We start from the raw sequence: 18,814 nt of genomic DNA, 5'->3' as shown, positions 1-18,814 counted from the left end.
CCTCGCTGAAGTGCGCGAAGCCCAAGGCCAAGCGGTAGGGAATTTGGACCTTGGGAGCTCGTAGGCCGGTGAGACGGGAGAGCTCCTGCAGGATTTCGCGGAGGGTGAGATTCTGGTGACCGAGGATATAGCGCTCGCCGGGCCGGCCCTTTTCGGCTGCCAAAAGATGGCCCTGGGCGCAGTCTTCGACGTCGATCAGGTTGAGGCCGGTGTCGATGTAGGCCGGCATCTTTCGGTTGAGGAAGTCGAGGATCATCTTGCCGGTCGGCGTCGGCTTGACGTCGCAGATCCCGACCGGAGCGCTGGGATTGACGATGACCAGCGGGAGGCCCTTGCGATAAAAGCTGATGGCCTCCTGCTCGGCTAAGAATTTGGAGCGCTTGTAGTGGCCTTTGCAGTCGAAAAGCGAGATCGGCGTGTCCTCGTCGCCGGGCTGGCCGTTCTCCGGGATACCGACCGCGCCGACGGTCGAGGTATAGACCACTCGACCGACATTGGCCTGAAGGGCGGCCTTGAGGATGTTGTGAGTGCCTTCGACGTTGGAGGCGTAGATCTCCCGCGGGTCGGGGTTGAAGAAGGTGTATTGGGCCGCGACGTGGTAGACCTCGTGGCAGCCATGGACCGCCGGCGCCAGGCTTTCGGGCTTGCGAAGGTCGCCGTAAAACAGCTCGACGCCGAGCCCGCTCAGCAGCTTGGGATTGGAGTGGCGGCGGGCCAGCACCCGGACCTGCCTTCCATTCCGAATGAGGGCGCGGGCGACGGCATTTCCAACGAATCCGGTGGCTCCGGTGACAAGGGCGATGGGTCGGCTCATAAACCGGCGCAATATAGCCACGTCGTCCCGGAGCGTCGAGGTGTTTTTACCCGCTCGGGCCAAGGCCGACCGGCACGGCCAAATCATTCGAATTTATTGAATTTATAATAAAAAAGGCCTCGCAAGTCCGTTGGGTTCTTGCGAGGCCTTGAGCCTATTGGAAAAGGGGGGAGATGATAGGTCTAGCTACGCCCCGCTCTTCCGAAAGTTTCAGCCAATCTCATTTATTTTAAGAATTCGCAGCCGGCCGGGGGCTCGGTGCCCAGCAAGTTGGGGCAATCGACCTTGGCGATGCTGTCGAGACAGGCGTCCAGCTTCTTTCGGGAGGCCTCTACCTTCAGGTTTTCCTTGGAAGAATCCAGAGCGGCCTTCATGGTCTTGCGACATTCCTCCTCGTTGGGCATGAGGCCGGGTTGGCAGACCACCACCCGTTTGCACATGGCGCCGACCACCTCTTCCAGGACTTTTTCAGGTTTCACCGAGCAGGCCGACCCGAAGAGGAGGGCGGACAGTAGGGTTAAGGGCAGAATCTTGCGAAGCATAGGGTCTTCCTTTCTTGGTTTCGGAATTTCTTTCGGACTTGCAGGCTCTGGGAGACGAAGATACAAGACCTCGTCAGAAAGAGACAATTTATTTTCTGAAAGGATTGACCATGCGAAAGATCCTGATTTTGGCGCTCATGCTCAGTTTCTTTGGAAGCCTGCCGCTTCGGGCCGAGGAAGAAGTCGCGGCTCCGACTGAAGCCAAGGCCGCACCGGCCCTGACGCCCAAGCAAGTCTCCCAGGAGATGGCCGAGGTCTGGTGCGCCAAGATGGAGCAATGCTCCCAGGACAAATCCATGAGCGTGAAGGAATGCCAAAAGATTCTGTTCAAGAGCTTCAAGACCGGCTTCGATCGCCAGCCCAAGGATCGGCCGATCCAACTCGAGCGGCCGGGTTTCGATCAGTGCAAGACCAATGTCGCCAAGGGAAGCTGCGAGAGCTTGAAGGGCGCCAAGTCCCTACCGGGCTGCGAGTTCATCAGCCTGCTCGGCCAACAATAAGGGGCGAATCCGGCTCCATCGACCGCCCAAAAATCCTTAGCCAGATAACCTAGAACCGGACCTTCATCGCCGACATGTCCTCGGACAGGATCGTCTTGGCCCGGGCCATGGCCTGGGGCAGCAGGCTGTTGATGAAATAACGGGCCGACTTGACCTTGCCTTCGAGGAAACGGGCCTCGTCGTTCTCGGTGCAGATCTTGGCTTTTTGTTCCTCGGCGGTGGCACCCTGGGCTTTCCAAATTTCCTCGAGCTTGGCCAAGGCCAGGATGGCGTGGTCGAGCATGAGATAGCCCAAGAGGACGTCGCCGAAGTTATAAAGATAAGGCACGGCATGGAGCTGGGGCGAAATGACGTTGCCGCCCATTCCCCACTCGACGAACTTCATCGTCACTTGTCCCAGCGAATCGACCGATTTCTTCAAGGCGGCGGCTTCGCCGGCGAAGGCCGGGTTCTCGCCGGCCTTGGCGCAGAAGGCGCTCAGCTCTTCGTAGAATTCGCGGAAGTATTCGCCGTTCTTCTGCCCGAGCTTGCGGCCGATCAGATCGAGGGCTTGGATGCCGTTGGTTCCCTCGTAGATCGAAGAGATCTTGACGTCGCGCATGTACTGCTCGACCGGGTATTCGGCGATGTAGCCGTAGCCGCCGTAGACCTGCATGGCCAGCTCGGTCACCTTGAAGCCGAAATCGGTGCAATAAGCCTTGCAGACCGGCGTCAGCAGGCTGAGGCGGCCGGCGTATTTTTCCTTCTTCACCGGATCGGTTTCGGTCACTTCCTTATCATCGAGGTAGGCCGAGTAGAGGAGGAGGGCGCGGAAGCCTTCGGTATAGGCCTTCATCGTGATCAGCATCCGCCGGACGTCGGGGTAGTCGAGGATCAGGGTCTTGCCGCCCTGGGTTCGGACCTTGGCATAGTCGACGGCGCTCTCGTAGGCCGCCGAAGCGGTGGCCGCGCCTTGAAGGCCGCAGGCGATGCGGGCTTCGTTCATCATCTGAAACATCATCGGCATGCCCTTGCGCTGCTCGCCGACCAGGTAGCCGATGCAGTTGCCTTCGTCGCCGAAGCTGAGCGTGCAGGTCGAGGAACCCTTGATGCCCATCTTGTGCTCGATGTTCACGGTCTTGACGTCGTTGAATTGCCCGAGGCTGCCGTCGGCATTGACCCGGTACTTGGGGACGACGAAGAGCGAGATGCCCTTGGTGCCGGCCGGATCGCCTTCGACCCGGGCCAGGACCAAATGAATGATGTTCTCGGTCAGGTCATGGTCGCCGCTGGAGATGAAGATCTTGGTGCCCTTGATCTTGTAGTGGTCGCCTTCCTTGACCGCGCTGGTCGAGAGATCGCCGACCGCCGAGCCGGCCTGGGGCTCGGTGAGGCACATCGTGCCGCCCCACTTGCCGCTATACATGTTGGGGACGTAAGCCTTGGCCAAATCCTCGACGCCGAATGCCTCGATCAAGTGGGCGGCGCCGCGGGAAAGGCCGCTGTACATCGAGAAGGCCACGCAGCAGCCGACGAAAAACTCGGTGGCCGCCATCGTCAGCGAGACCGGCAGGCCCATGCCGCCGTAAGTGCTGGGCACGTCCATCGCGATGAAGCCGTTGGCCGCGAAATGTTGGTAGGCCTCCTTGAAGCCCGGCGGCGTTGTCACCTTGCCGTCGGCCAATTTACAGCCGACCTCGTCGGACTTTTTGAAGAGCGGGTCGATCTCCTTCTGGGCGAATTTGAGGGCTTCGCCCAAGATGGCGGCAAACTCATCGCGGCCGTAGCCCGAAAATTTCTCGCTTTGTCCGAGGTCCTGTATCTTAAGGTAATCGAAAAGGTTGAATTCGACGTCGCGATAGTTCACTTTGTAAGACATGTTTCCTCCGTCTTCGAGCGCTCTCAGAGCGCGGTCCTATAGCGGTTTGCGGGGACGATGGCAAGAAGGGAGAGTTGAATGATCCCACGCCGGCTAGCGGTGATTTTCGGGGCTTTTTTGGCAATTTTGGCACCCCTTTCGGCCTCGGCGCAAGGGGCCTGGCAGCAGCGGGCCCAAGGCCTGGCCAGCAACGGCGCGATTCTAGCCGTCGACGAAAAGGGCAAGATCCTTTTTTCCTACAATGCCGACAAGCCTTTCATCCCGGCCTCGACTCTCAAGGTGCCGACCGCCTTGGCGGCGCTCGAGACCTTGGGCAAGGGCTACCGCTTCAAGACCGATTTCTTCATCGACGGGAACGGCGATCTCTACATCAAAGGTTACGGCGACCCCTTCCTGGTCTCGGAGGAGTTCCCGCTCATCGTCCAGGCCTTGAAAGGGAAAGGCCTTTCGGCGGTGCGGAACATGGTCCTCGACGGCTCCTACTTCGGGCCCGACTGCCAGGTGCCGGGCCTGGCCGGCTCGCTCAATCCCTACGATGCCTTCAACGGAGCCCTGCTCGCCAACTTCAATACGATCAACGTCGTCAAGTCGGCCACCGGCGAGGTGCAAAGCGCCGAACCCCAGACCCCGGTCACCGAGATCACCCGCACCCTGGCGATGGCGGCTCCGCCCGGGAAAAGCCGGATCAACGTCGCCAATCACGCCAAGGAGGCCGCCCTTTATCCGGGATATTTGCTGAAGGAGTTTCTGGTCCAGCAAGGCGTGCCGGTTTCGGGATCGGTCAGCTTGGGCGCGGTCCCGGCGGGCGCCAAGCCTCTGCTCGCCTACGCTTCGAGCAAGAACCTCGTCCAAGTCTTGGAGCCGGCGCTGAAGTTCTCCCAGAATCTCATCATGAACCAGCTCCTCCTGACGATGGGCGCCGAGAAGTTCGGCGCGCCGGCCTCGCTGGCCAAGGGCAAGAAGGTGCTGGAGGATTACCTGAAGTCCTTGGGCTTGCAGAACTTCAACGTCGAGGAGGGCTCGGGAATCTCGCGCAAGAACTACATCACCGCGCTGGAAATGGACAAAGTCCTGGTCCGCTTCTTCCCTTATTATCAGCTGCTGCCGGTGAAGAACGGGATGTGGGTCAAGACCGGCACCTTGACCGGCGTGTCGAGCTTGGTCGGCTATTTCCAGTCGAACAGCAACGGTTGGGTTCGCTTCAGCATCATTCTCAATCAGCCGGGCAACCAGCGCGACGCGATCGCCCAGCTGCTCTTGGCCAATTTGCAGTAGGGGCGACCCTTGCGGTCGCCCTCTGCGCGAACGGCGTTTTCTAGATGGGGCACCCGCAAGGGGTGCCCCTACCTTTTGATGAGCTTTCCCAAATAATACCCCGCCGGCAGCATCGCCAGCCAAACCCCGGCCAGGGTCCACCCGCCGCCGCCGAGCCAGCGAGCCGCTCCCCAAGCCGGCAGCCAGCCGGCGAGGATTCCGGCGGCCAAGCCCCACCAGCGGTAGGACTTGCGGGTCACCTTGACCCCGAGATCGCCGAACATTTGAGTGAACTGGTACATTAGGCGGCCGAGAATTTCTCCGCGGCCCGGGTGAAGGCCGCTTTCAATTCCTGGTAAGTCTTTGTCACCTCGAATTGGGGATACTCCTGCACGATCTTTTCCGGCGGCGAGAAGAAGATCCCGACGTCGGCGGCCTCGAGCATGCCGACGTCATTATAGGAGTCGCCGGCGGCCGCGATTTTGAAGTTGAGGTCGCGCAATTTCTTCACCGCCTCGCGTTTCTGGTCTTTGAGCCGCAACTGGTAGTCGACGATCCGCCCGCTCTTCTCGACTTTGAGGTAGTGGCAGAAGAGGGTGGGGAAGTGGAGCTGCTTCATCAGGGGCTGGGCGAATTGGTAGAAAGTGTCGGAAAGGATGATGACCTGAAACTCCGACTGCAGCCAGTGCAGGAAGTCCTGGGCGCCCTCGAGCGGGGCCATGGTCGCGATCACTTCCTGGATGTCCTGGAGCTTGAGGTGGTGCTTATCGAGGATTTGGAGCCGCTGCTTCATCAGGACGTCGTAGTCCGGAACGTCGCGGGTGGTGAGGCGCAGCTCCGGGATCTTGGTCTTTTCGGCGACATTGATCCAAATTTCCGGGACCAGAACCCCCTCAAGGTCGAGACAGGCAATCATAAATTCTCCTTGCAGCGGGTCCTAACATGTCGGCCGAATTCTTCAACCTTCAATTGGCGGTGTCGCTATCGCCGCCGAAGTAGCGCCGATAGCGTTCGGCGTCGCGGCTCTGCTCCGGCGTGAGCGCGTCTTGGACCGGCGGCAGCAGGAGGACGCTGCCGTCGCTTTGGGGCAGGACCTCGAGGTAGCGCTCGCCTTCGATGCATTGCCCGCGATCGCGGACCTTGAATTCCAGCGCCGTCCGGTTGGCCGCATCGGTCGGCACGCAGACGAACCGGGTTTGAAAAGGATTGGCCGGGGCCATGCTCGGCGCGGCCGTAAGCAAGAGCAGCCAAGCCAAGGAAAGTTTCTTCATTGTCCGCTCCAACTTAAAGGACAGCTCTCGAGCAGTGAATCGCCCTGCATTTCGCGGCGGCAGTAATCCAGGGCCCGCTGCTCGGCGTCGATGCAATTCTCCCGGCCTCGGGCGGTGATCTCCCCCTTATAGGTCGGAAGGCTGAGCTTCACGCCGAGCGGATTGAACTCGGCCTTGGCCAAACAGGTGAAGTGCCAAAGCGGGTCAGCGCTGAATCGATTCTTGGCCGGCCAGTTCAAAGTGAGGGGAGGATAGAAGCGAAGCGAGGTCGCGGTCGGGATGAGGGCCATCGCTCCCTTGGGTTCTTTGCCGAAGATGACGATGTAGCGCTTGGCCTCCGGCGGGCAGTCGGCGTCCTGCTCGATGGCGGTGAAGGTCAGCCCGTCCTCCTCGACGCGTTGGACGCACATTCTTCGCTCCTGCGGGAGGCCGTAGGCATAGTCCTCATTCCAAGCTCGAGCCGAAGCGCCCGGCCAAAGGAAGGCGAGGAGGAAGGCCAGCCCCCAACGGCTCCTTCGCTTGCCCAAGAATGTGTGGAGTAAATGCCTCATCATTGCGCCGAGATTTTTAGCCGATATATTGTACAATAAAATAATTCATTGATTTCAAATGGTTATATTGGATTTGGAAAGCTTTTGCCAGATAACAATTTTGGCACCGCCCTTGCTTAATATCTTTTAAAGTTTCACAGCTTTCGGTTAAGATTTCATCAGCTCAGGAGAAAATTTCATGGCTACCATTATTAATCCCCAGATTTCGTCGGTTTCCCCCGCGACGGGCACTGAAGCCGCCCCCCCGATTTCCACCGGGAATCCCGGAACCGGCTCCGAGATCGGGAATTTGCCCGCTCCTGATTTGAGAAAATTCAACGCTTTGACCTCGAGCCGGTCCCCGGTCTCCCGCAGCATTCTCGGCCGGTCGGTGGGCAACGTCGCCGAGATCAACGCCGGCGGCGTGCGCGGCACTCCCAACGATTTGGTCGAAAAGGTCTTGGAGCACGAGCCGCCGCTGGGTCTGCTTGATGCAGCGCTTCGCTAATAGCTTGTAGAAGGCCTTCGAGGAATAATGAACAAGAAAGAGCAACCGCCTCTCAAGGACTACGAAGATTTTCGCCGCCGGGTCTTGGCCATGCCCCGCGATCAGCAAATCAAGGTTCTCACCAAGGCCTTCGATCTCATCTACGACAAGCTCGACGACAATGTTTGGCGCACCATCGCCACCGCGATCAAGCATGCCAAGGATTCGGGCCTCGAAGGCCATGAAGATTTCAAGATCGAAGAAAAAGACCTCAAGAATCTCACCCACATCCAAGACGGCTATCGCAAAAAATAAGGTTGTAAGGCACTTCTGACCCTGGGTAAGATAAACCATGGTTAAAGTCACCGGTCCCACCGGCCAGCAGGCGCCTGCGCCCGCGACTCCGTCCGACGCTCCGGCTCAGCCGGCGGCGGCCAAAGACGCGCCGGCGGCTCCGGCCAAGCCCGCAGCCGATGCCTTCGCCCAGGCGGCCGGCGGTTTGCTCGGCTATAAGTCCTCGCCGCTGGTTTCGGGGGCGGTGAAGATCTTTTCCGACGGGGTCATGTTCCCTCCCAATTTGGTCGACCCCAAAGATCCGCGCAACGATCCCAAATACCTCCGCTTGCTCGCCGCTGTTTTGGGTTTGGACGAGTTGGAGCATTATTTTTACTCGCTGGAGGGCGAGAAGCAGGAAGAATACCTCGCCCACAAAGCTAAACAGCGCGAAGAGAAGCTCGCCAAGGTCGAACGCGAGAAGGAAGAGAAGCGCCGCCAAAAAGCGGGCGCCGAAGCCGAGCCGGCCAAAGATGAAGGCGACGAAGAAGAGTAACCGGCAATTCCAGGAAAATTTTCCCTTAATTCACGTGTTTTGAGAATCGCATCCCCAGCGTGGACGTTCTCTCATGCGAAAAAGCAACATCATCTATCTCATTTGGGCGGTGGTCACGATCGGGGCGATCTATGCCATCATTCAATACGGCAATCGGCTTCAGGCGCCGGCGGCCTTGCCCAAGCAGTGGGCCTTGCAAGTGTCGCCCCATTGCCCGATCTTCGCCAAGGCCGACCCCGCGATGTCGATCAAACAGTCCGGCGAAACCTTGGAAGTCCTGATCCTCCAAGTCCCCCAGCTCAACCTGCACGGAAAATTGAAGCGCGACGGAAGCTTTAGTTTCGCCGGCGAGACCCGCGGCTTGTCCAGCCTGGGCTGCCGCCGTGGAAAGCTTCTCTGGGTGGGAAAGGCCGGCCGCGATTCGATCGAGGGCGCCTTTCAGGTCCAAGGCGAGCATTGCCAAGTTTGTCCCCAACCCATCCAAGTGAGCGGGCGGCCCCGATGACCGAGCTATTCCACAATCCCTTGGCCCTGCTCCTGGTGCAAGCGATCCTCATCGTGCCCTTGGCCCGTTTCTTGGGCAATCTCTGCACCAAGATCCATCAGCCGATGGTGATCGGCGAGATCCTGGCCGGTTTGATGCTGGGGCCCTCCTTCTTTGGCTGGCTCTTCCCCCAGGCCTACGCCGTTTTGTTTCCGCCGGAGTCTTTTCAAGGGCTGCATCTGCTCAGCCAAGTCGGCTTGATCTTCTTCATGTTCCTAGTGGGGCTGGAGTTCAATCCCAAGCTATTGCGGGGCCATGGCGAGGCGGCGGTGGCGGTGAGCCATTCCAGCATCATCACGCCGTTTTTGCTCGGGACTTTGCTGGCGATCTACCTCTATCCCAAGCTTTCCGACGACAGCGTGCGTTTCGGCCCTTTCGCGCTCTTCATGGGGGCGGCGATGTCGGTCACGGCTTTTCCGGTCCTGGCCCGGATTCTCAACGAGCGCAAGCTCACTCAAACCAAGATCGGGGCGATGGCCTTGACTTGCGCGGCGGTCGATGACGTCACGGCCTGGCTCATGCTGGCCTTCGTCATCTCGGTGGTGAAGGCGACCGGCCTTTGGCACCTCTTGACGATCTTGGCGCTCACCACGGGCTACATCTTGTTCATGGTCCGGTTCATCCGGCCGCTGCTGCGACGCTTCGAGAAGCGCTATAGCACCCGCGAAGGCCTTTCCCAGAACGCGGTCAGCATCATCTTTTTGCTGCTCTTGCTGTCGGCCCTGGCCGCCGAGCAGATCGGGATCCACGCTCTCTTCGGGGCCTTCTTCCTGGGCGCGATCATGCCAAACGAAACCGGCTTCGTCCGCCATCTCTCCGAAAAGATCGAGGACATCGCGGTTCTTTTCCTGCTGCCGCTGTTCTTCGCTTATACCGGCCTCCGCACCCAGATCGGGCTCCTCGACACGCCCGAGCTTTGGGGCCTGGCCGGCTTGATCTTGCTGGTCGCCTGTCTCGGCAAGTTCGGCGGGAGCTTCGGCGCGGCCAAGCTGATGGGAGTCGGGCTGCGCGAATCGGCGGCCATCGGCATCCTGATGAACACCCGGGGATTGATGGAGCTGGTGATCATTTCGATCGGCCTCGATTTGGGCGTCATTTCGCCGGCTCTTTTCACGATGCTGGTCTTGATGGCGCTGGTCACGACCTTCATCACCAGCCCGCTGCTTCACTGGGTCTATCCGACCGAGCGATTTCACGGCGTCGTCGAAGTCCCGCTGGAGAAAGAGAAACCCTTCACGATCCTGGTGTCGATCGCGCTGCTTCGCGCCGGCGGGGGCTTGCTCAAGATCGCCCGGGCCTTGGCCGGGGCCGGCTCGAGCCGGCTTTATGCCCTGCATTTGGTCAAGACCAGCGAGCGGCCCTCCTATTACGTCAAGGGCTCGGACGCGATGGAGGAATATTCCCAGCTTGCGCCGGTGCTGGAGCCCTTCCGCCACAGCGGGCTTGACTTGCGGCCTTTGAGCTTTCCAACCAACGACCCGGCCGAAGATATCGTCGAAGTTGCGCGGGCCAAGGCCGCCGACCTGGTCCTGCTCGGTTGGCATAAGCCGATTCTCGGTCAGACCGTGCTCGGCGGCACCGTCCACGAGGTGATGGAGAACTCCCGCACCACGGTGGCGGTTTTCATCGATCGCGGGCTCCAGCGGATCGGCCGGATCTTGGTGCCTTACATCAGCAGCTCCCACGACCGCGCGGCCTTGGCTCTGGCCCAGCGGATGGCCCGCTTTCTCCACAGCGAGGTCGTGATCCTCCACGTCATGCAGCCCCAGCACGCGGTCGACGATCCCCACGCGATGGTCAAGTCCTTTGACGAGGATTTCATCGATCCCGACACTGAATCCCAGGTCAAGCTGGAGGTGATCGAGAGCCTTTCGCCGATCGAGGCGGTGCTCGAAGAGTCCAAGAACGGTTATGATCTGGTGGTGATCGGCGTCTCCGAGGATTTCGACCTGGAGCATCGCCTCTTCGGCCTTAGGCCCGAGCGGATCGCGGCCGAGTGCCCGGTTTCGATGCTGATCGTCCGCCAGGCGCCGGGGAATGGGGGCTGAAGTGACCTATCCCCGGATCCTTCTCAGATAATTCTTCAATACCTGCGAAGTTTCGCCGGCGTCGAGCCGGACGTCGAGAAGGGCGAAGGAGCTCTCGCGGAAGGCTGCGAACAAGGCCTGCTTGAGCTCGCGCTTGGTCTGGACCCGGTAGCCCCGGCCGCCCCAGATGCCGGCGAGAGCCGCGTAGTCCCAGCGGGTGAGGCCGAAGTACTCGCCTTCGGGTTGGATGGTTTTGAGCATTTCCCAAGAAGCGTTGTTGAAGACGACGACCACCGGGTTGAGGCCGAGGCGCGGGGCGTGGCTCAGCTCGCTGCCGGTCATTTGAAAAGCTCCGTCGCCGACCAAGACCAAAGGCCGGCGGCCCGAGCCCAGCTGGGCGCCGAGCGCCGCCGGAACCGCGAATCCCATCGTGGCATAATAACCCGATGCCAGTAGGTCGGGGCTGTGAATGTCGAGCGAGGCGAAGAGGCAATCGCCGTTGTCGGCGACGATCGGAGTATCGGGCCGCTCCAGCAGGAGCCGGTTGCAAGCTTGAACGATGGCTTCGACGGTGGCCTTGGAGGAATCGAAATATTTCTCGGGCTTGAGCCGGGGCGGCGCCGGGGCTCGCGGTGCCGGCCGGCGGACCGAAGGCGCCGGGCAGCGAAGGAGGTCGCCGAGCCATTGGGCCAGCGGAACGTGGTCATAGCCGTGATGGCCGACGCTGACGCGCCGGGAAATTGCATGGACGACGTGAGCCGGGTTCAGCGAGGTCAGGCGCAGCGCCATATTGGTATCCGCTAAGAGGACCCCGAGCAAGAGGAGGCAGTCGGAGCCCTCGACCAGCTTCATCACCCGGGGATGGCCGGCCGGCCCCAAATAAGTCCCGGCATAAAGCGGATGGTCGATCGGATAAGCGGTTCGGCCCATGAAGGAAGTCGTGACCGGAATCCGCCAACGCTCGGCCAGCTGGACGATGCGTTGGCCGAGGCCGAAGCGCCGGGCTTCGACGCCGACCATGAGCACCGGCCGGCGAGCCTGCTTCAGGCGCCGAGCGACTTCGGCGGCGGCCTCGCGGCTGGCTTGGGCATCGAAGGGGAGGGCGAACTTCGTTCCGGTCTTGGGTGGCCGGATCGGCTGGAGCACCAGGTCGCGGGGGATCTCCAGATAGACCGGCTCGGCCAAGGCCTCGGCGATGGCCAGGGCTTTGTCGATTTCCTCGGCGGCGGTGTGGACGTCGTCGAGGATCGCTTGGTGGGCCGTGATCTCGCGGAAGATCCGGGCTTGGCTTTCCAGGCTCTTGGCCTGATGATGGAAGAGGATGCCGCGGCCCCGCTCGCTCAAGCCGGGCGCGCCCGAGATGACGATCAGCGGCGATTTTTCGGCGTAGGCGCAGGCCACCGCGTTGACGATGTTCAAGGCGCCGGCTCCATAGGTCACGGCCACCGCCGCCGGCTGGCGTCGGATCCGGCTCAGGCCGTCGGCCGCGAAGCCCAGGCCCGGCTCGTGAGACAGCGTGACCAATTTCAGCTTGGCGTAATCCTCGGCGATTTTGAAGAAATTGAGCGCGAAGTCGCCGGGAATCCCGAAGAGATGGCGGAGGCCCCGGCGGTAGAGGGCTTGGAGGAGGTAGAGGCCGACGCTCGGTTGTTTCGGCGCCATGGCTATATTATAGCAAGAGCGGAAATGGAAAAAGCTATCGGCAAATTCGGGACCTTTCACGTGGTGGGCGGAGGCTGCTTCGGCTCGCAATACGTGCGCTGGCTGCTGCGGGCCCGGGATCTCGGCCGGGTGGCCTTCGACGCGATCCGGGCGGTCGACCGCGATCCCCACTGCAAGCTGGCCCGCAAGGGTCCCCGCGACCCGAGCTTAGAGGTCGTCACCGCCGACTGGATCGACTATGCCGCGGCCTTGCTCGAGCGGCCCGAGGCCGAGACCGCTCGAGATCAATGGGTGCCTTCGCCGCTCTCGCCGCACATCCTTTTTCTCGCCATGCTCAAGGCTGCTCGGGGCGAGGGCTATCGCCTCATTCCGGCACCCTTCCGGGAGCATCCGCCGACGCCGGTGCGCTTCGAGCTGCTCAACGGCAACCTCGCGATCAGCTTCGCGGAGTGGACTTGCCCGGTGAACTGCATCGAGCCCGACGTTTGCCCGGCCACCAAGGGCCCCCGCGATTGGGACATGAAACCGGCGCTGGCCCGGCATTTCGGCGGGCGCGCGGACGAGCTCTCGGCCCAGGTGCTCCAATGCCAGCACTTGGTTCACGGCGTCGGAACCATTCCCTGGCGCGAGATCGCCGAAGGCTATGCCCGATTGCGGAAGGATTTGAAGCGAGGGTTGGCGCGGGTCGCGGTGGCGACGGTGTCATCCTGCCATGGCCTCATCGGCATGGCCGAGCTCAAGGATTCAAAGGCGGAGCCGATAAGCGACGATGCCGATCAGGATCAAGCCGCCGGCCAGCACCACCACGTTTAAAATGACCGAACGGCGATGCAGGCCGTCGAAGCGGGCTTTCAAGGTCTTGCCGATATCGCTACCTTCCTCGACGCTCTTCAGCTGGACTTTCAAATCATGGACCTGGGGCCGAACCACCTGGCCGGCGTAAACCGAGCAGCCGAGCATCACCGCCAGGACCAGCAAGCGAATCCAGGGCAATTGCCGCACCAAAGCCGCCTCGACCAGGGTGGCCAAGGCCATGGCGCCGCCGCAGAAATAGCCCAGCAGGTAATACTTGGGAAAGAGGGCTGAAATCAGCTGGCCGGCCATCTCCTTGGGGAGGTGAATAAATACCGTCGGGGTGGTAAAAAAGGAGAAGAAAACGATGCCGCCGACCCAGAGGGCCAGGCCTAAAAGGTAAAGCCACTGCACGATAAAGGACATGAAGGAGGTCTAGGATCGGCCCCCGAGACTGTCAAGAAAACATGGTTGAAGCTTGCGGTGCCCATTGGTATGGGGCCCAAGCGGAGGAGGCGATGACCCCATGAAAAAGATCGGTATTTTGCTCTCGGGTTGCGGAGTCAAGGACGGTTCGGAGATCCACGAGGCCGTCCTCACCCTCCTGGCGGTGGACCGAGCCGGGGCCAAGGCGGTTTTCATGGCTCCCGACGTCGAGCTGGAGGAAGTCAATCACCTGACCGGCCAGCCCACCGGCGAGAAGCGCAACGTCCTGCTGGAATCGGCCCGGATCGCCCGCGGCGACATTCGCGACCTATCCAAGGTCAAGGCCCAGGACATCGACGCCTTGCTGCTGCCGGGCGGCTTTGGCGCGGCCAAGAACCTTTGCAACTTCGCTTTCGTCGGCGCCGATGCCAAGCCCCAAGAAGATGTCGCCCGCTTGGTCCGCGAGGTTCACCGGGCCGGGAAGCCGATCGGCGCCATTTGCATCGCCCCGGCCACCATCGCCGCCATCTTGGGCCGCGAGGCTCAACCCAGCTTGACGATCGGGACCGACCCGGGCACCGCCTCGGCTCTCGAGCAGATGGGAGCCAAGCATCGAAATTGCGAGGTTCGTGAGTTCCACGTCGACGAGAAGAACAAGATCGTTTCCACCCCGGCCTACATGCTGGCGACTCGAGTGAGCGAGGCGGCCGAGGGCATCGAGAAGCTGGTCAAAAAAGTCATCGAGATGAGCTGATATGGCCCGAGATCCCAAAGTCACCCCCATCACCCGCAACGATCCGCGCACTTTCTACGCTACCCGGGTTTCCCACACGCCCAACGGCGAAGTTTGGGATCTCTGGACGGTCCTCGACGGCCGGCGGGTCGGCAACCTCATCGTGGTCGACGACGGCGAGGTGATCCACGCCCTGGCCGCGGTGCGCAAGGGCACCGATCACGCCGAGCTCACCGATTTGATGGATTGCCTCTATCCGCCCCAAGTCACCGAGGCCGCGCGCCAGGAGTTCATGGTGGTGGAGTACGAGGAAGAGCCGAAAATTTACGACACCACTTATTGACGCGCGGTTGAGCTTTGCTCAGTTTTTAAGCAAGGCATTTTTTTTAATCAGCCGAACTCTCCAGTAGTATTCCCACTATTCTTCGAATCGATGTAATTTTGGCCAATTAGCCTGCATGATTTCTTGGCACGAGCCTTGCTCACGTCAATGGCAATGCAGGCCTCGGCGGTGAGTCTCTCTTTGCCTAAAATTCCCTTGGAACCGGGGGAGCAGTACCGCTTTCACTTCAACATGGCCAAGTGCATCGGCTGCAAGTGCTGCGAGGTGGCTTGCCATGAGCAGAACAACACGCCGGTGGACGTTATCTGGCGGCGGGTTGGCGAGATCGAGGGCGAAAGCCTTGGGGGCCCGAAGCGCTTTCACATCTCCATGGCTTGCAATCACTGTCTCGAGCCCACCTGCCTCAAGGGCTGCCCGGTCGACGCCTATTATAAGGATGAAAGGACCGGCATCGTCCGCTTGAAAGACGACGCCTGCATCGGTTGCCAATATTGCACCTGGAATTGCCCCTATAGCGCTCCTCAGTACAATCCCGAACGGGGCCAGATCACCAAGTGCGACCTCTGTTACCACCGCCTGGAAGAAGGAAACTCGCCGGCTTGCGTTTCGGCTTGTCCTTCGGGGGCGCTGGAATTCGAAAAAGTCAAGGTCGAGGAGTGGGCCAAGGATCATGGCGCGGCCAACGCGCCCGGCCTGCCGGACGCCTCGATCACGGTCTCGACCACCCGCTTCACCTTGCCCCAGGGGCTGGCGGACCTACGCTTGATTCCGGATCCCCAGCTCAAGCCCGAAAAGCCGCACTACTCGCTGATCCTTTTGACCGTCCTGACCCAGCTTTCGGTCGGCGGATTTTTCTCGCTTGCGGCGATGGACTTATTGCTACCCTATTGGGGCCTTCCGGATCATTTCCCAAAATTCCTTCGGGTGGGCTCCCTGGCCATGCTGGGCACGGCTCTGTTGGCGCTTTTCGTCTCGGTCTTCCATTTGGGGCGGCCGCTTTACGCCTTCCGCGCCCTGAAGATGTGGCGGCGTTCCTGGCTGTCGCGCGAGGTGCTGTTCTTTTCGCTGTTCGCGGCTTCGGCCGGTCTTTACAGCCTCTGGGCTTGGAGCCGGCCGCTCATGCCCGACATCCTCAAGCTCTTGCTGATGGCCGCCGTCATCCTCTGCGGATTCGCCGGAGTGTATTCCTCCGCCAAGATCTACATGGTGCCGGCCAGGCCCTCCTGGAACACGCCGCGCACCTTGGTCAATTTTTTGGCGACGAGCTTCCTGCTGGGGCCCTTGATGGCGCTGCTGGTCTACGCTTGGAACGCCCATCATTTGCGGATCCCTTTGCCTTTCGCCGAGTCGGCCGCCTTTTCGGCCGGGAAACTGTTGGTGTTTTTAATTCTCGCCGCCGGCCTGATTCAGCTTCTCGGCATCCTGATCAAATTATTTTTCATGGCCTTGGAAGAAAATCTCGAGCTGAAAAACTCGGCTCGCCTGCTGATGGGGAGGTTCCGCGCGGCCTTCCTGTTCCGGCTGGCCTCGCTCATGGTCGTTCTGGCGATCGTGCCGCTGACCTTGCTCGACATGGTGGCCGGCGGCGGGCATGGGACCGCGCGCGCCGCAGCTTGGATCACCTTGGCCATCGCCTTGGCCATGATGAGCGAGCTCATGGGGCGATACTTGTTTTTCGTGACCGTGGTGCCGGCGCGACGGCCGGAGGCCTACTTGGTGTGATATGCCCCTAAAGAAGCTTCTCCAATTCTTGGGAATCGACACTCAGCGCGAAAAATACCGCTACGGGGTGGATCCGGTTTTTGGATACACCTCGGCCGCCAAGATCCCCGACCGTTGGGTGAAGACGACCTGCGGTTACTGCTCGGTGGGCTGTGGGATGTATCTTGGGGTCAAGGAAGGGCGGGCGGTGGCGGTTCGCGGCGACCCTGACCACCCGGTCAATGAAGGCGCGCTATGCCCGAAGGGATTGTCCGAGCATCATTCGATCCATGCTGAGGGCCGGGCGCTGAAGCCGCTGCTCAAGTTGGACAAAAAGTTGAAGCCAGTCTCCTGGGACCTGGCCTTGGAAACCCTGGTGGGAAAGGCGCTCATGATCCAGCGGCGCCATGGCAACGAGGCCTTCGCCGTCCTCAGCACCGGCCAACTGGTGACCGAGGAATTCTACACTTTGGGCAAGCTGGTTCAGCTCGGCTTCGGCACCAAGAACTACGACGGCAACACGACGCTTTGCATGTCCAGCGCGGTCTCGGGCTACAAGCGGTCTTTTGGCAGCGACGGCCCGCCCGGCGCCTACGAGGACCTGGCGACGTCGGATTGCATCCTCTTGATCGGCGCCAACATCGCGGACAACCACCCGATCCTCTGGCGGCACTTGGAGAAGAACCCCAATCGCTTCCTCGTCGTCGCCGATCCCCGGCTCACCAAGACCGCCATGCTGGCCGATCTCCACCTGCCGCTCAAGCCGCGAAGCGACATCGCCCTGATCAACGGCATTATGCGTGTCTTGATACGGGAGGGCCGCATCGACCGCGATTACATCCGCGAGCACACCCGGGGCTTCGAAGAGCTGCAAGATTTTCTCGAGGCATTCACGCTGCCCGAAGTGGCTCGGTGGACCGGGCTTTCGGAAGATTTGATCTTGCGGGTGGCCCGCGCCTATGGCGAAGCCAAGGCCGCCTTTATCGGCTGGACCATGGGCGTCAACCACAGCACCCAGGGAACCGAGACGGTGAATGCCATCAACACCCTGGCGCTGATCACCGGGAACGTCGGCCGGACCGGCGCGGCGCCGTTCTCCATCACCGGCCAGTGCAACGCGATGGGGACGCGGGAGGCCGGCTTCACCTCCAGCTTGCCGGGCTACCGCAAGTTCGAAAGCGCCGCCGACCGCGATGAGATTGCCGGGCTTTGGGGGGTGGAACCGAGCCGGATTCCCGACCAGCGCGGGCTGGCCTATCCCGACATCATCGAGGGAATCATTCGCGGCAAGGTCAAAGGGCTCTGGATCATCGCCACCAATCCCTTGGTCTCCTATCCCAACCAGGAATTGCTCAAGGACGCCTTGAGCCGCCTGGAGTTCCTCGTGGTTCAGGATGGATACCATCCCACGCCCACCTCGAAATGGGCCGACTTGGTCTTGCCGGCGGCGATCTGGGGCGAGAAAGAGGGGACTTTCACGAATTCCGAGCGCCGCGTTTCCAAGGTCAATGCCGGGGTCCCGCCGCCGGGCGAAGCCAAGCCCGATTTCGAGATCTTTTTGGAAATCGCCAAAAAGCTGGGCTGCGAGGAACAGCTCTTTCCGGGTTGGACTCGGCCCGAGGACGCCTTCAACGAATGGCGGAAGGTCTCGCGCGGGCGACTTTGCGACTATTCGGAGCTTTCTTACGAACGCTTGGAGCGGGAAGGGCCGATTCAGTGGGGCGGCGAGCGGCTTTACACCGATGGAAAGTTTCCGACCGAGGACGGCCGGGCCCGGCTCTGGGCCATCGAATGCCATCGCTCGCCCGAGGAGCCGAACGCCCAATACCCCTTCATCCTGAACACCGGCCGCACGGTCGAGCATTGGCACACCCGGACCAAAACCGGCAAGATCGACCTCCTCGAATCCATCGCTCCCGAAGCTTGGGTCGAGATCCATCCCGAGGACGCCGGCCGGCTGAAGATCCGGCAGCACGACCGGGTCCGGCTCAGCTCCCAGCGCGGTTCGATCGAGCGGATCGCGGCTCGCATCACCGCCACCGTCCAGCCCGGGCAAGTCTTCGTTCCTTTTCACTACATCGAGGCCTGCGCCAACAACCTGACCGCGGCCGAATTCGATCCGATCTCGCGCGAGCCGAACTACAAGCAATGCGCCGTGCAGGTCGAAAAATTGGGAGGCTTATGAAAAACGGCAAGCTCAAACTCGTGGTCATCGGCAACGGCATGGCGGGCGCGCGGGTCGTCGAGGAGATCCTGAAGCGGAGCCCCGACGGCTTTGACATCACGATGCTCGGTGCCGAGCCCTACGGCAACTACAACCGAATCCTGCTGTCCAACGTGCTCAACGGCTCCCAGGACCCGACCGAGATCTTCATGAACCCGCTCCAGTGGTACGAGGACAAGGGGATACGCTTGCACGCGGGGGTCAAGGCCATGTCGATCGACCGGGAGCGCAAAGTCGTCGTGGGCCGCAAGTTGGCGCGAACCGAGGTGCCGTACCT

General features: G+C 61.1%; 22 protein-coding genes. 13 read left to right on the top strand and 9 right to left on the bottom strand.

The features are described 5' to 3' along the window. Together hpnA and VJR29_03845 are read right to left on the bottom strand one after the other, a co-directional pair. A partial coding sequence (gene hpnA / locus VJR29_03850) for a hopanoid-associated sugar epimerase (protein HKY62531.1) occupies positions 1-814 on the bottom strand: 814 nt, incomplete at its 3' end. 224 nt (positions 815-1,038) lie between these two features. Further along, positions 1,039-1,356 (bottom strand): hypothetical protein, encoded by a 318-nt coding sequence (locus VJR29_03845; protein HKY62530.1) that lies wholly within the window; start codon positions 1,354-1,356, stop codon positions 1,039-1,041. Between the two features lie 110 nt (positions 1,357-1,466). On the opposite strand from VJR29_03845, the gene VJR29_03840 reads away from it, so the two are divergent. Next, on the top strand, positions 1,467-1,856 hold the full coding sequence (locus VJR29_03840) for a hypothetical protein (GenBank protein HKY62529.1): 390 nt from the start codon (positions 1,467-1,469) through the stop codon (positions 1,854-1,856). A 49-nt stretch (positions 1,857-1,905) separates the two neighbouring features. Here VJR29_03840 and VJR29_03835 read toward each other — a convergent pair whose 3' ends face one another. Continuing rightward, entirely contained in the window at positions 1,906-3,714 is a 1,809-nt protein-coding gene (locus VJR29_03835) for an acyl-CoA dehydrogenase (GenBank protein HKY62528.1), read from the bottom strand. 78 nt (positions 3,715-3,792) lie between these two features. On the opposite strand from VJR29_03835, the gene VJR29_03830 reads away from it, so the two are divergent. Continuing rightward, a complete protein-coding gene (locus VJR29_03830; GenBank protein ID HKY62527.1) occupies positions 3,793-4,989 on the top strand; it encodes a D-alanyl-D-alanine carboxypeptidase in 1,197 nt (398 codons plus the stop codon). Positions 4,990-5,057: 68 nt separating this feature from the next. Here the strand turns inward: VJR29_03830 and VJR29_03825 are convergent, their stop codons facing one another. The 4 genes from VJR29_03825 to VJR29_03810 are packed head-to-tail and all read right to left on the bottom strand — an operon-like array spanning position 5,058 to position 6,649. Beyond that, on the bottom strand, positions 5,058-5,270 hold the full coding sequence (locus VJR29_03825; protein ID HKY62526.1) for a hypothetical protein: 213 nt from the start codon (positions 5,268-5,270) through the stop codon (positions 5,058-5,060). After that, complete coding sequence (thrH, locus tag VJR29_03820; protein HKY62525.1) at positions 5,270-5,884, bottom strand: bifunctional phosphoserine phosphatase/homoserine phosphotransferase ThrH; 615 nt, start codon at positions 5,882-5,884, stop codon at positions 5,270-5,272. Before thrH ends, VJR29_03825 begins: the two co-directional genes overlap by 1 nt. A 49-nt stretch (positions 5,885-5,933) precedes the next feature. Further along, complete coding sequence (locus VJR29_03815) at positions 5,934-6,239, bottom strand: hypothetical protein (GenBank protein HKY62524.1); 306 nt, start codon at positions 6,237-6,239, stop codon at positions 5,934-5,936. Continuing rightward, positions 6,236-6,649: a hypothetical protein gene (locus tag VJR29_03810; GenBank protein HKY62523.1), complete on the bottom strand. Its 414-nt coding sequence runs from the start codon at positions 6,647-6,649 to the stop codon at positions 6,236-6,238. The genes VJR29_03815 and VJR29_03810 overlap by 4 nt, the downstream gene beginning before the upstream one ends. A 319-nt stretch (positions 6,650-6,968) precedes the next feature. Between VJR29_03810 and VJR29_03805 the strand changes: the two genes are divergently transcribed. The 5 genes from VJR29_03805 (at position 6,969) to VJR29_03785 (ending at position 10,677) form a co-directional block, all read left to right on the top strand. Next, complete coding sequence (locus VJR29_03805) at positions 6,969-7,277, top strand: hypothetical protein (protein ID HKY62522.1); 309 nt, start codon at positions 6,969-6,971, stop codon at positions 7,275-7,277. 27 nt (positions 7,278-7,304) lie between these two features. Next, positions 7,305-7,571, top strand: a complete 267-nt coding sequence (locus tag VJR29_03800) for a hypothetical protein (GenBank protein ID HKY62521.1) — start codon at positions 7,305-7,307, stop codon at positions 7,569-7,571. Between the two features lie 37 nt (positions 7,572-7,608). Then, entirely contained in the window at positions 7,609-8,085 is a 477-nt protein-coding gene (locus VJR29_03795; GenBank protein ID HKY62520.1) for a hypothetical protein, read from the top strand. A gap of 73 nt (positions 8,086-8,158) precedes the next feature. After that, on the top strand, positions 8,159-8,590 hold the full coding sequence (locus VJR29_03790) for a hypothetical protein (protein HKY62519.1): 432 nt from the start codon (positions 8,159-8,161) through the stop codon (positions 8,588-8,590). Continuing rightward, positions 8,587-10,677, top strand: coding sequence for a cation:proton antiporter (locus VJR29_03785; GenBank protein HKY62518.1), 2,091 nt, complete (start codon positions 8,587-8,589; stop codon positions 10,675-10,677). The genes VJR29_03790 and VJR29_03785 overlap by 4 nt, the downstream gene beginning before the upstream one ends. 6 nt (positions 10,678-10,683) lie before the next feature. Here VJR29_03785 and ipdC read toward each other — a convergent pair whose 3' ends face one another. After that, positions 10,684-12,318: an indolepyruvate/phenylpyruvate decarboxylase gene (ipdC, locus tag VJR29_03780; protein ID HKY62517.1), complete on the bottom strand. Its 1,635-nt coding sequence runs from the start codon at positions 12,316-12,318 to the stop codon at positions 10,684-10,686. Positions 12,319-12,342: 24 nt separating this feature from the next. Between ipdC and VJR29_03775 the strand changes: the two genes are divergently transcribed. After that, complete coding sequence (locus VJR29_03775; protein ID HKY62516.1) at positions 12,343-13,131, top strand: hypothetical protein; 789 nt, start codon at positions 12,343-12,345, stop codon at positions 13,129-13,131. Here VJR29_03775 and VJR29_03770 read toward each other — a convergent pair. Then, positions 13,063-13,536 carry a DUF4149 domain-containing protein gene (locus VJR29_03770; GenBank protein ID HKY62515.1) on the bottom strand — a complete coding sequence of 158 codons (474 nt, stop codon included), beginning with the start codon at positions 13,534-13,536 and terminating at the stop codon, positions 13,063-13,065. The two genes, VJR29_03775 and VJR29_03770, sit on opposite strands and share 69 nt — an antisense overlap. A 100-nt stretch (positions 13,537-13,636) precedes the next feature. Between VJR29_03770 and elbB the strand changes: the two genes are divergently transcribed. The 5 genes from elbB to VJR29_03745 form a co-directional block, all read left to right on the top strand. Further along, positions 13,637-14,290 (top strand): isoprenoid biosynthesis glyoxalase ElbB, encoded by a 654-nt coding sequence (gene elbB / locus VJR29_03765; protein HKY62514.1) that lies wholly within the window; start codon positions 13,637-13,639, stop codon positions 14,288-14,290. Position 14,291: 1 nt separating this feature from the next. Beyond that, a complete protein-coding gene (locus VJR29_03760) occupies positions 14,292-14,612 on the top strand; it encodes a hypothetical protein (GenBank protein HKY62513.1) in 321 nt (106 codons plus the stop codon). A 147-nt stretch (positions 14,613-14,759) separates the two neighbouring features. Continuing rightward, complete coding sequence (locus VJR29_03755; GenBank protein ID HKY62512.1) at positions 14,760-16,334, top strand: DmsC/YnfH family molybdoenzyme membrane anchor subunit; 1,575 nt, start codon at positions 14,760-14,762, stop codon at positions 16,332-16,334. Position 16,335: 1 nt separating this feature from the next. Continuing rightward, positions 16,336-18,498: a molybdopterin-dependent oxidoreductase gene (locus VJR29_03750; protein HKY62511.1), complete on the top strand. Its 2,163-nt coding sequence runs from the start codon at positions 16,336-16,338 to the stop codon at positions 18,496-18,498. Beyond that, positions 18,495-18,814, top strand: a 320-nt coding sequence (locus VJR29_03745; protein HKY62510.1) for an FAD-dependent oxidoreductase, incomplete at its 3' end; no start/stop codon positions are given. The genes VJR29_03750 and VJR29_03745, both read left to right, overlap by 4 nt.

The sequence above is a fragment of the bacterium genome, from assembly GCA_035281585.1.
Classification (GTDB): Bacteria; UBA10199; UBA10199; order DSSB01; family DSSB01; genus DATEDP01.
This window is presented reverse-complemented; position numbering and strand designations above follow the sequence as displayed.

Excerpts from the sequence above, each read along its gene's own strand:
- VJR29_03840 (HKY62529.1), top strand. The coding sequence starts at position 1,467 with ATGCGAAAGATCCTGATTTTGGCGCTCATGCTCAGTTTCTTTGGAAGC.
- VJR29_03845 (HKY62530.1), bottom strand. The coding sequence starts at position 1,356 with ATGCTTCGCAAGATTCTGCCCTTAACCCTACTGTCCGCCCTCCTCTTC.
- VJR29_03755 (HKY62512.1), top strand. The coding sequence starts at position 14,760 with ATGGCAATGCAGGCCTCGGCGGTGAGTCTCTCTTTGCCTAAAATTCCC.
- VJR29_03770 (HKY62515.1), bottom strand. The coding sequence starts at position 13,536 with ATGTCCTTTATCGTGCAGTGGCTTTACCTTTTAGGCCTGGCCCTCTGG.
- VJR29_03795 (HKY62520.1), top strand. The coding sequence starts at position 7,609 with ATGGTTAAAGTCACCGGTCCCACCGGCCAGCAGGCGCCTGCGCCCGCG.
- elbB (HKY62514.1), top strand. The coding sequence starts at position 13,637 with ATGAAAAAGATCGGTATTTTGCTCTCGGGTTGCGGAGTCAAGGACGGT.
- VJR29_03815 (HKY62524.1), bottom strand. The coding sequence starts at position 6,239 with ATGAAGAAACTTTCCTTGGCTTGGCTGCTCTTGCTTACGGCCGCGCCG.
- VJR29_03790 (HKY62519.1), top strand. The coding sequence starts at position 8,159 with ATGCGAAAAAGCAACATCATCTATCTCATTTGGGCGGTGGTCACGATC.
- VJR29_03750 (HKY62511.1), top strand. The coding sequence starts at position 16,336 with ATGCCCCTAAAGAAGCTTCTCCAATTCTTGGGAATCGACACTCAGCGC.
- VJR29_03760 (HKY62513.1), top strand. The coding sequence starts at position 14,292 with ATGGCCCGAGATCCCAAAGTCACCCCCATCACCCGCAACGATCCGCGC.
- VJR29_03835 (HKY62528.1), bottom strand. The coding sequence starts at position 3,714 with ATGTCTTACAAAGTGAACTATCGCGACGTCGAATTCAACCTTTTCGAT.
- VJR29_03810 (HKY62523.1), bottom strand. The coding sequence starts at position 6,649 with ATGTGCGTCCAACGCGTCGAGGAGGACGGGCTGACCTTCACCGCCATC.
- VJR29_03830 (HKY62527.1), top strand. The coding sequence starts at position 3,793 with ATGATCCCACGCCGGCTAGCGGTGATTTTCGGGGCTTTTTTGGCAATT.
- VJR29_03800 (HKY62521.1), top strand. The coding sequence starts at position 7,305 with ATGAACAAGAAAGAGCAACCGCCTCTCAAGGACTACGAAGATTTTCGC.
- VJR29_03825 (HKY62526.1), bottom strand. The coding sequence starts at position 5,270 with ATGTACCAGTTCACTCAAATGTTCGGCGATCTCGGGGTCAAGGTGACC.
- thrH (HKY62525.1), bottom strand. The coding sequence starts at position 5,884 with ATGATTGCCTGTCTCGACCTTGAGGGGGTTCTGGTCCCGGAAATTTGG.
- VJR29_03775 (HKY62516.1), top strand. The coding sequence starts at position 12,343 with ATGGAAAAAGCTATCGGCAAATTCGGGACCTTTCACGTGGTGGGCGGA.
- VJR29_03805 (HKY62522.1), top strand. The coding sequence starts at position 6,969 with ATGGCTACCATTATTAATCCCCAGATTTCGTCGGTTTCCCCCGCGACG.
- ipdC (HKY62517.1), bottom strand. The coding sequence starts at position 12,318 with ATGGCGCCGAAACAACCGAGCGTCGGCCTCTACCTCCTCCAAGCCCTC.
- VJR29_03785 (HKY62518.1), top strand. The coding sequence starts at position 8,587 with ATGACCGAGCTATTCCACAATCCCTTGGCCCTGCTCCTGGTGCAAGCG.